This is a genomic window from Janibacter anophelis NBRC 107843, assembly GCF_001570945.1.
Classification (GTDB): Bacteria; Actinomycetota; Actinomycetes; order Actinomycetales; family Dermatophilaceae; genus Janibacter; species Janibacter anophelis.
Map to the genome: position 1 here is coordinate 68,121 of NZ_BCSQ01000007.1, position 8,757 is coordinate 76,877.

Annotated in this window: 12 protein-coding genes and 3 tRNA genes; 8 read left to right on the forward strand and 7 right to left on the reverse strand. The window is 72.0% G+C overall.

All coding sequences use genetic code 11. The annotated features are described in order from the left end of the window. Positions 1-9 precede the first annotated feature (9 nt). Together rph and rdgB are read left to right on the forward strand one after the other, a co-directional pair. Entirely contained in the window at positions 10-768 is a 759-nt protein-coding gene (rph, locus tag JAN01S_RS03185; protein WP_068313546.1) for a ribonuclease PH, read from the forward strand. Next, a complete protein-coding gene (rdgB, locus tag JAN01S_RS03190; RefSeq protein ID WP_068313549.1) occupies positions 765-1,409 on the forward strand; it encodes an RdgB/HAM1 family non-canonical purine NTP pyrophosphatase in 645 nt (214 codons plus the stop codon). Before rph ends, rdgB begins: the two co-directional genes overlap by 4 nt. A 39-nt stretch (positions 1,410-1,448) precedes the next feature. Here the strand turns inward: rdgB and JAN01S_RS03195 are convergent. Continuing rightward, positions 1,449-1,530 (reverse strand) — tRNA-Leu (locus JAN01S_RS03195). Between the two features lie 21 nt (positions 1,531-1,551). Between JAN01S_RS03195 and JAN01S_RS03200 the strand changes: the two genes are divergently transcribed. Then, positions 1,552-2,010, forward strand: a complete 459-nt coding sequence (locus JAN01S_RS03200) for an OsmC family protein (RefSeq protein WP_068313552.1) — start codon at positions 1,552-1,554, stop codon at positions 2,008-2,010. Positions 2,011-2,015: 5 nt separating this feature from the next. On the opposite strand, the gene JAN01S_RS03205 is transcribed toward JAN01S_RS03200, so the two are convergent. From JAN01S_RS03205 to JAN01S_RS03220, 4 genes are read right to left on the reverse strand one after another with little or no spacing between them, the layout of a single operon-like run. Next, positions 2,016-2,774, reverse strand: coding sequence for an energy-coupling factor ABC transporter ATP-binding protein (locus JAN01S_RS03205; RefSeq protein WP_068313557.1), 759 nt, complete (start codon positions 2,772-2,774; stop codon positions 2,016-2,018). After that, positions 2,771-3,532 carry a cobalt ECF transporter T component CbiQ gene (gene cbiQ, locus JAN01S_RS03210; RefSeq protein WP_068313560.1) on the reverse strand — a complete coding sequence of 254 codons (762 nt, stop codon included), beginning with the start codon at positions 3,530-3,532 and terminating at the stop codon, positions 2,771-2,773. Before cbiQ ends, JAN01S_RS03205 begins: the two co-directional genes overlap by 4 nt. A gap of 1 nt (position 3,533) precedes the next feature. Beyond that, positions 3,534-3,839, reverse strand: a complete 306-nt coding sequence (locus JAN01S_RS17055) for a PDGLE domain-containing protein (protein ID WP_068313565.1) — start codon at positions 3,837-3,839, stop codon at positions 3,534-3,536. Next, a complete protein-coding gene (locus tag JAN01S_RS03220) occupies positions 3,836-4,528 on the reverse strand; it encodes an energy-coupling factor ABC transporter permease (protein ID WP_068313568.1) in 693 nt (230 codons plus the stop codon). The genes JAN01S_RS17055 and JAN01S_RS03220 overlap by 4 nt, the downstream gene beginning before the upstream one ends. A 95-nt stretch (positions 4,529-4,623) precedes the next feature. Between JAN01S_RS03220 and bcp the strand changes: the two genes are divergently transcribed. The 4 genes from bcp (at position 4,624) to JAN01S_RS03240 (ending at position 6,852) form a co-directional block, all read left to right on the forward strand. Next, positions 4,624-5,094, forward strand: coding sequence for a thioredoxin-dependent thiol peroxidase (bcp, locus tag JAN01S_RS03225; RefSeq protein WP_068313570.1), 471 nt, complete (start codon positions 4,624-4,626; stop codon positions 5,092-5,094). A gap of 15 nt (positions 5,095-5,109) precedes the next feature. Further along, on the forward strand, positions 5,110-5,412 hold the full coding sequence (locus JAN01S_RS03230; RefSeq protein WP_068313573.1) for a DUF3618 domain-containing protein: 303 nt from the start codon (positions 5,110-5,112) through the stop codon (positions 5,410-5,412). Positions 5,413-5,536: 124 nt separating this feature from the next. Further along, positions 5,537-5,612 (forward strand) — tRNA-Lys (locus JAN01S_RS03235). Between the two features lie 103 nt (positions 5,613-5,715). Next, positions 5,716-6,852, forward strand: a complete 1,137-nt coding sequence (locus JAN01S_RS03240) for a glucose-1-phosphate adenylyltransferase family protein (RefSeq protein ID WP_068313576.1) — start codon at positions 5,716-5,718, stop codon at positions 6,850-6,852. 36 nt (positions 6,853-6,888) lie between these two features. On the opposite strand, the gene JAN01S_RS03245 is transcribed toward JAN01S_RS03240, so the two are convergent. Then, positions 6,889-7,731 (reverse strand): copper resistance CopC family protein, encoded by an 843-nt coding sequence (locus JAN01S_RS03245; RefSeq protein WP_068313579.1) that lies wholly within the window; start codon positions 7,729-7,731, stop codon positions 6,889-6,891. A gap of 109 nt (positions 7,732-7,840) precedes the next feature. Here JAN01S_RS03245 and JAN01S_RS03250 point away from each other — a divergent pair. Beyond that, positions 7,841-7,916: transfer RNA gene (locus JAN01S_RS03250), tRNA-His, on the forward strand. A 65-nt stretch (positions 7,917-7,981) separates the two neighbouring features. Here JAN01S_RS03250 and orn read toward each other — a convergent pair. After that, the gene (gene orn / locus JAN01S_RS03255) at positions 7,982-8,611 is read right to left on the reverse strand and encodes an oligoribonuclease (protein ID WP_084359990.1); all 630 of its coding nucleotides are present in this window, start codon (positions 8,609-8,611) and stop codon (positions 7,982-7,984) included. Between the last annotated feature and the right edge of the window lie 146 nt (positions 8,612-8,757).

An 8,757-nucleotide genomic window follows, 5' to 3' on the forward strand; every position in this document is an offset into this window, starting at 1 on the left:
CCTGAGGCCATGACTGACACCACCCCCCGCCACGACGGACGCACCCCCGAGCAGCTGCGCGAGGTGCGCATCACCCGCAACTGGCTCGACCACGCCGAGGGCTCTGTGCTCGTCGAGTTCGGCCGCACCCGGGTGCTCGTCGCCGCCTCCTTCGAGGCCGGTGTGCCGCGCTGGCTCAAGGGACAGGGCACCGGGTGGGTCACGGCCGAGTACGAGATGCTGCCGCGCAGCACCAACACCCGCAGCGGCCGCGAGTCCCGCAAGGGCAAGGTCGGCGGACGCACCCACGAGATCTCCCGCCTCATCGGCCGCAGCCTGCGCGCCGTCATCGACACCAAGGCGTTGGGGGAGAACACGATCGTCCTCGACTGCGACGTCCTCCAGGCCGACGGCGGCACTCGCACGGCCGCGATCACCGGCGCGTACGTCGCGCTCGCCGACGCCATCGCGGACGCCCGGACCCGCGGCCTGATCGCGGCCAAGGCCGAGCCGCTCACCGGCTCCATCGCCGCCGTCTCGGTCGGCGTCGTCGACGGCCGCGCCGTCTGCGACCTCGACTACCCGGAGGACTCGACCGCCGAGACGGACATGAATGTCGTCATGACCGGCACCGGCGAGTTCGTCGAGGTGCAGGGCACGGCGGAAGGCGCCCCCTTCGACCGGGCGCTCCTCGGCGAGCTGCTCGACCTCGCGACCACCGGCTGCGCCGAGCTCACCACGCGGCAGCAGGCGGCCCTGGCCGAGACCCCGCGCGAGCGCGTGCAGTGACCCGGCGGGTCGTGCTCGCGACGCACAACGAGCACAAGGTCCACGAGTTGCAGCAGATCCTCGGCGGTGCCGACCTCGACCTCGACCTCGAGATCGTGTCGATGGCCGCCTTCCCCGAGATCGGGGAGATCGCCGAGACCGAGGTGACCTTCGTCGGCAACGCGCGGCTCAAGGCCGAGCACGTCGCCCAGCGGACCTCCCTGCCCGCGCTCGCCGACGACTCCGGCCTGGCCGTCGAGGTCCTCGGCGGATCGCCCGGGATCTTCTCCGCGCGGTGGTCGGGCCTGCACGCCGGTGAGGACCTGCCGCGGGGGGAGAAGGACCGCCGCAACCTGCGGCTGCTCCTCGACCAACTCGCCGACGTGCCCGACGAGCACCGGCGGGCGGCCTTCCGCTGCGCTGCCGTCCTCGCCGTCCCCGGCGGCACCACCGCCACGGCCGAAGGGGAGGTCCCCGGCGTCATCGTCCGGGAACCCATGGGGGACAACGGGTTCGGGTACGACCCGATCTTCGTGCCCGACGGCGACACCCGCACCCTGGCGCAGTACACGGACGAGGAGAAGAATGCGATCAGCCACCGGGGCCGCGCCTTCCGCGCGATGGTCCCGGTGCTGCGAGAGCACCTGTCCGACGCTCCCTGAGCAGCTTGCGCAGCAAGCGCGTCGAAGGGTGTCGAAGGGTGCCGAAGGCGGGACTTGAACCCGCACGCCCGTGGGCACAAGAACCTAAATCTTGCGCGTCTGCCAATTCCGCCACTTCGGCTCGGTGAGGCAGTCTAGGCGGATGAGCGACCACGGCTTCGCCACGTCCCTGCGTTGGAGCGGCTCGACGGCCGTGGGCTACGACGCGTACTCCCGCGAGCACGAGCTGACGATGGCCTCCCACGTGGCCTCGGCGAGCAGCGACGCGGCCTTCCGCGGGGACCCGACGCTGCCCAACCCGGAGCAGCTGCTCGTCGCGGCGGCGAGCAGCTGCCAGCTGTTGTCCTTCCTCGCGGTGGCGGCCCGCGCCCGGCTCGACGTCACCGACTACCGCGACGACGCGACCGGTGAGATGCCGGAGGGCAACCGGCCGATGTGGGTCACCCGGATCGTCCTGCGGCCGCAGATCACCCTCGGTGGCGACCCGCCGCGGTCCAAGGTCGAGCGTCTCGTCGAGGTGGCCCACCGCGAGTGCTTCATCGCCGCGAGCCTGCGCAGCGAGATCGTCCTCGAGCCGACGCTCATCGGCGTCGCGGGCTGAGGCCCTCAGCGCCGCTCGCGGCCCGGCACCGACCGCGGGTCGAACCCGTACGGCAGCTCGAGCCGGTGCTCCCGCATGAGGCCCTCGTCCGAGAGCAGCTCGCGCGTCGCCCCGTCTGCGACGACCCGCCCTTGGGACAGCACGACCGAGCGCTCGCACAGCTGCAGGGCATAGGGCAGGTCGTGGGTGACCATGAGCACCGTGATGCCGAGGCCGTCGACGATCTCGGCGAGCTCGCGCCGAGAGGCCGGGTCGAGGTTGCTGCTCGGCTCGTCGAGCACGAGGATCTCCGGCTGCATCGCCAGGACCGTGGCGACGGCGACTCGGCGCTTCTGCCCGAAGCTCAGGTGGTGTGGCGGGCGGTCGGCGACCTCGGACATGCCGACCGCGGCCAGCGCGTCGTCGACGCGCCGCCGCACCTCGTCCTCACCGAGCCCGAGGTTGCGCGGGCCGAAGGCCACGTCCTGGGCCACGCTCGTCATGAAGAGCTGGTCGTCGGGGTCCTGGAAGACGATGCCGACCCGGCGGCGCACCTCGAGCAGGTGCTCGCGGACCACGGGCAGTCCCGAGACGGCGACCGTCCCGGAGGCGGGCGTGAGGATCCCGTTGAGGTGCAGCACCAGCGTGGTCTTGCCGGCCCCGTTGGGCCCGAGCAGCGCGACCCGCTCCCCGGGGTGGACGTGCAGGTCGACCCCGTCGAGGGCGACGTGCCCGTCCGGGTAGGCGTGCCGCACGCCGCGCAGCTCGACGACGGGCGTGCTCACGGGATCACCCTGGCCGCCACGAGCACCACCGCCGCGGCCAGCGGCAGCAGCATCGCGACCGCCCACGACGTCGCGGCCACGGGGGTGCGCTCGACGTGCAGTCGCCCGTCGTGGCCCCGCGAGAGCATCGCGAGGTGTACCCGCTCGCCCCGCTCATAGGACCGGATGAACAGCGCCCCCGCGGTGCTCGCGAGCACCTGCCAGGACCGCAGCCCGCCTCCGCGGAATCCGCGTGACTCGCGCGCCACCCGCATGGCCTGCAGCTGACGGCTGATCACGTCGGCGTAGCGCACCATGAAGCCGAGGATGAGCACGAGCTGGGCCGGCAGCCGCAGCCGGGCGAGCCCGGTGACGATCTCGGGGGCCGGCGTGGTCGCCGCGAGCAGGAGCGAGGCGCCCACCCCGAGCGTGCCCTTGGCGAGCAGGCTCCACGCGCCCCAGAGCCCGGCCTGCGACAGCAGGAGCGGCCCGACCTCGATGCGTGGACCTGTGGCGACGAAGGGGAGCAGCCCGGCGAAGACGACGAAGGGCACCTCGACGAGCAGCCGAGGAGCCAGGTGCCGCAGGGGGACCCGGCTCGCCAGCACGACAGCCACCAGCAGCGCGGCGTGCGCGCCGAAGGCCCACACGGCCTCGCGCGGGGTCGCCACCACGGCCAGCACGAAGAGGAAGGTCGCGAGGATCTTCACGTGCGCCGGAACCGCCTGGAGCCACGAATGGCCGTGGTGGACCAGCGCGTGGTGGTGGGATCCGCCCACCTCAGTCGCGCCGGCGCACGAGCAGGCGCAGCAGGATCCACATGAGCGCGGCGGTGAGCAGCACACCCACCACCCCGGCGAGGCCACCGGAGAGGAAGGGGCGCTCGACCCCCTTCGTCCCGTAGTCGGCGAAGGGGGAGTCGGCCGCCCCGTGGTCGCCCGCGGTCCCGGCGAAGCCGAGCGTCTCGGCCACGTGCTCGAGACCGTCCGGGTGGCCGGACGCCCAGAAGCTCACGACGGCGGCGAGCAGCAGGCACAGGCCCAGGCCGGCGAGGACGAGGGTGCGGGTCGAGATGCGCGGCGTCATCGCGCGACCGCCTCGCGGTGGCTCTCGGCCGACGCGGCGGGGCCCGGGGGCTGGGCACCTCGCACCAGGTCGGGTCGCACCGACATCACCGCGGAGACGACGAGGAAGGTGATGACCGCCTCGCCGATCCCGATGAGCAGGTGCCAGGAGACCATCGCGCCCAGCAGCGTGCCCGCCTCCACGGGGGCGGCCCCGCCCACCAGGAAGAGGCCCGCGAAGACGACCGCCGCCGCCGGCACCGACAGCAGGGCAGCGAGCGCCGCGGCCACCGGCACCGACCCCGCCCGGCGCGGCAGCACCCGCCGCAGCCCCGCGAAGACGAGCCAGCCCACCCACACCCCGACGAGCGCCATGAGCGTGACATTGGTGCCCAGGGCGGTCAGGCCCCCGTCGGCGAAGACGAGCGCCTGGACGAGCAGCACGACGGTGACACACAGGGTCGCGGTCCACGGACCGACGAGCACCGCGGCCAGCGCGCCGCCGAGCAGGTGCCCGGAGGTGCCGGCCGCCACCGGGAAGTTGAGCATCTGCGCCGCGAAGACGAAGGTCGCGACGAGCCCCGCCAGCGGGGCCACCCGGTCGTCGAGGTCACCGCGGCTGCGTCGCAGCGCGAGGGCGACCCCCGCGACGGCGACGACCCCCGTCGTGACGGAGGTCGGGGCGTCGAGGAATCCGTCGGGGACGTGCATGTGACTCCTTCGGGTCCGCGCCCGCTGGGATAGGTTGGTGGCGCGTCCACCGACCATATTGCACCGCGGTGCAGGCACGTAGAGAGCGAGGCGAGATGGGCGAGCGGCTCACGCCGGGCGACCAGGCCCCCGACTTCACCCTGACCGACGACACCGGTGAGCAGGTGTCGCTGAGCGACTTCCGGGGCAAGCGGGTGATCGTCTACTTCTACCCCGCGGCGATGACGCCCGGGTGCACCAAGCAGGCGTGCGACTTCAGCGACTCGCTCGAGGCGCTGCGCGCGGCCGACACCGAGGTCGTCGGCATCTCACCCGACGCGCCGGACAAGCTGGCGAAGTTCCGCGAGCGAGATGGGTTGACCATCACGCTGCTGTCCGACCCCGACAAGGCGGTCATGACGGCGTGGGGCGCCTATGGTGAGAAGAAGTTGTACGGCAAGGTCGTCGAGGGCGTCATCCGTTCTACGATCGTCGTCGGACACGATGGCGTGGTCACCCACGCCCAGTACAACGTCAAGGCGACGGGCCACGTGGCCCGCATCCGCCGCGACCTCGGCATCGAGTAAGGACGGAACCTTCACGTGAGCAATGACAACCCGAGCATGACCAAGCTCGAGAACGACATCATCACGACCCGTGACCGCCTCGCCCAGACGATCGACGAGCTGAGCGTGCGTGCGGCCCCGAAGAACGTCGTGGCCCGGCAGAAGGAGCAGGCCAAGGCCTCCTTCACCCAGGCCACCCGGACCGAGTCCGGAGAGCTGCGCATGGACCGCGTGGCCATCGCCGCGGCCGTGGTCGTGGGCGTCGTCGTGCTCAAGATCATCTCGAGCAGCCGCAAGCACAAGAAGTGGGAGCGGCAGCGCGCCAAGCGCTCCTGGTGACGCGCCACGAGACGAGCGAAGGGGGGTCCACCAGGTGGTGGACCCCCCTTCCGTCGTCGTGGGAAGCCCTCTCGTAGCGCCGATTTCATCTGCGCGCCATCGTGGTGCTAATGTCTCTCCTCGCGCGCCAATAGCTCAATTGGCAGAGCAGCTGACTCTTAATCAGCGGGTTCGGGGTTCGAGTCCCTGTTGGCGCACCACCCCCGAAGGGCCCCACCGCACCGCGGTGGGGCCCTTCGGCATGATCGGCGCAGCCGGGCCTTCGGTGCTAACTTCGCAGTCCGACGACGACGAGGAGCGGGGATGCAGTCACCGAAGGTCCTGGCCGTCATCCTCGCCGGGGGCGAGGGCTCGCGGCTGCACGAGCTCACCGACGACCGGGTCAAGCCGGCGCTGCGGTTCGGCGGCACCTACCGGCTCATCGACGTCGCCCTGTCCAACCTCGCGGGCAGCGGGATCACCGACGTGTGGATCGTCGAGCAGTACCTGCCGCACTCGCTCAACGACCACCTCGCCAACGGCCGCCCCTGGGACCTGGACCGCCACCGCGGTGGGTTGCAGCTGCTCGCGCCCTTCACGGGGGCGACGGGGGAGGGCTTCGCCGAGGGCAACAGCGACTCGCTGTGGCGGCACCGGAAGCGGATCGCGGGCCTCGGCGCCGACGTGGTGCTCGTGCTGAGCGCCGACCACCTCTACACCGCTGCGCTCGACGAGGTCGTCGCCGGCCACGTCGAGGCCGGGGCCGACCTGACGATCGTCACCACCCGCACCACCGGGGACCCGTCGCAGCACGCCGTCGTCCGGTCGTCACCGGACGGGAGCGTCACCGACTTCGACTACAAGCCGGAGGAGCCGGCGAGCGACGTCGTGGCCACCGAGATCTTCTGCTTCGACGCCGGGGAGCTCACGAGTGCGCTCGACCACCTGCACGACGAGCTGGGCTCCCTCGGCGACTACGGCGAGGACCTGGTCCCGTGGTTCGTGGAGCACCGTCGCACGCGCGTGCACGCGTTCGACGGGTACTGGACCGACATGGGCACCCTGGCGTCCTACTGGCGGGCGCACATGGAACTGCTCGACGGCACCGGTGTCGAGCTCGACGACCCGGAGCGGCCGATCCGCTCGGCCCAGCCGCAGCTGGTCCCCGCGCGCGTGCGGGACAGCGCCGAGGTCGCCGACAGCCTGCTCTCGCCCGGCTCGCAGGTCTCGGGGCGGGTGCGGCACAGCGTCATCGGTCCGGGCGTGGTGGTCGACGAAGGCGCCAGCCTGCTCGACTGCGTCGTGCTGGACGACGCTCACATCGGGGCGGGTGTGCACCTGCAGGGGTGCATCGTCGACGTCGGTGCCCGCGTGAGCGAGCCCGGTGAGCGGGGCGGCCCCTCACGGGTCACCCTCGTCGACTCCCGCGGCGACGTCAGCGCCGACGACGAGCGCCCCTGACCAGAGGGGTCAGGGGCGCCACGTCGGCGGGCCGGGTCAGCCGCGCCACTCCTCGAGGTCGATGTCCTCGTCGTCGCCCCCGTCACGGCGGTTGCGGGCGAGCAGGCCGGCCCCCGCGAGGATGACGAGCAGGGCGCCGATCGCGGCGATCCACACCCAGGCCGGGATGCCCCCTTCGTCCGTGGAGGTCTCGTCACCGGCGACCGGCTCGTCGCTCGTGGAGGAGGTCGCGTCCTCCGGCGGGGTCGGCTCGGTCTCGCCGTCGGTCGGCGAGGTCGAGGAGGAGGTGCTCTCCGGGGCGCTCGTGGACGAGCTCTCCGGCGCGGAGGTCGACGAGGGCGCGGACGTCGTGGGGGAGGAGGGCTGTGTGCTGCTCGCCGGCGGCGGGGTCGCCGAGCCGGAGGCCGTCGGGGCGTCGCTCGTGGAGCCCTCGCTCGCCGTGGCGGAGGTCGAGGGCGTGCCGGCCCCGTCGTCACCCTCCGGCGGGGCGTAGGTGAAGTTCAGCGTCCCGCTGATCGGGTGCCCGTCGGCGCTGACCACCTTGTAGCTGACCGTGTAGTCACCGGCGTCCAGCCGCGCCTTGATCGGCTGGTAGACGGTGTTGCCGTCGATCTCGAGGTCCCCGTCGGTGACGTCGGTCGAGCCGGACTTCACGCTCACCTGGTTCAGCCCGTCCTGCACCTCTTCGTTGAAGCGCAGCATGATCTCCGGCGGCGTCGCGGTGAGCGTGGACCCGTCCTTGGGGCTCGAGGCCTCGAGCCGCGCGTGCGCCGACGCGGGCGGCGCGGTCACCACGAGGGCGGCGAGCAGCGCTGCGAGAGCGAGGATCGCGGTCACGAGTCGGGCGAAGGGGGCGAGGACGGGCTGCGTGGTGGTCACCTGCCCATCGTGCCCGATGAGATGGGCAGGGGCTGGGAGGAGGGTGGTCACGAGCACCCTCCGGGAGCAGGTACGATGGTCCGCGCTGCCCGATCGAGGGCCGCACATGGTGGGTATAGCTCAGCTGGTAGAGCATCGCGTTGTGGTCGCGAGGGTCGCGGGTTCAAGTCCCGTTACTCACCCCATGGATGGCGAAGGCCCCCCGGGATCTCCCCGGGGGGCCTTCGTCGTGCGGTGGGGCGGCTGGGGCTCAGCCGACCCGGTGGCGGGCGGCGATCTCCTTCAGCTCCGCCGACTCCAGACCGGGCTGCGGCCGGAAGACCGCCTCGCGGTAGTAGCGCAGCTCGGCGATCGACTCGGTGATGTCGGCCAGGGCGCGGTGCCCGCCCTGCTTGTCCGGTGAGGCGAAGTAGGCGCGCGGGTACCAGCGGCGGGAGAGCTCCTTGATCGACGAGACGTCGATCATCCGGTAGTGCAGGTGCCCCTCGAGGAGCGGCATGTCCCGCACGAGGAAGGCGCGGTCCGTCGCGACGCTGTTGCCGCCCAGGGGTGCCTTGCCGGCCTCGGGCACGTACTCCCTGATGTGGGCGAGGACCGCCTCCTCGGCGGCCTCGAGGGTGGTGCCCTCGGCGAGGACCTCGAGCAGTCCGGAGGTGGTGTGCATGTCCCGGACGAAGTCGTTCATCTGCGTCAGGGCCTCCTCCGACGGACGGATGACGATGTCGATCCCCTCGTCCAGCTGGTTGAGCTCGTAGTCGGTGACGAGCGCCGCGACCTCGATGAGGGCGTCGTGCTCGAGGGAGAGCCCGGTCATCTCGCAGTCGATCCAGACGATGCGTTCCGAGGAGGAGGGAGTCGAAGAAGTCACGCCCGTCACCATAGCGACCGCCCCGGAGTCGCCTGGGTCACTGGGGAGTTCTCCCCACGGACACCCCGCCCGCCCTCGGTTAGCGTGTCGGCCATGAGTGTCACCCCGCCACCTCCTCCTCCCGGTCAGCCGTCTGCACCGGCGACCACCCCGCCTCC

Excerpts from the sequence above, each read along its gene's own strand:
- orn (WP_084359990.1), bottom strand. The coding sequence starts at position 8,611 with ATGGTGACGGGCGTGACTTCTTCGACTCCCTCCTCCTCGGAACGCATC.
- bcp (WP_068313570.1), top strand. The coding sequence starts at position 4,624 with ATGGGCGAGCGGCTCACGCCGGGCGACCAGGCCCCCGACTTCACCCTG.
- JAN01S_RS03220 (WP_068313568.1), bottom strand. The coding sequence starts at position 4,528 with ATGCACGTCCCCGACGGATTCCTCGACGCCCCGACCTCCGTCACGACG.
- JAN01S_RS03240 (WP_068313576.1), top strand. The coding sequence starts at position 5,716 with ATGCAGTCACCGAAGGTCCTGGCCGTCATCCTCGCCGGGGGCGAGGGC.
- JAN01S_RS17055 (WP_068313565.1), bottom strand. The coding sequence starts at position 3,839 with ATGACGCCGCGCATCTCGACCCGCACCCTCGTCCTCGCCGGCCTGGGC.
- JAN01S_RS03200 (WP_068313552.1), top strand. The coding sequence starts at position 1,552 with ATGAGCGACCACGGCTTCGCCACGTCCCTGCGTTGGAGCGGCTCGACG.
- rph (WP_068313546.1), top strand. The coding sequence starts at position 10 with ATGACTGACACCACCCCCCGCCACGACGGACGCACCCCCGAGCAGCTG.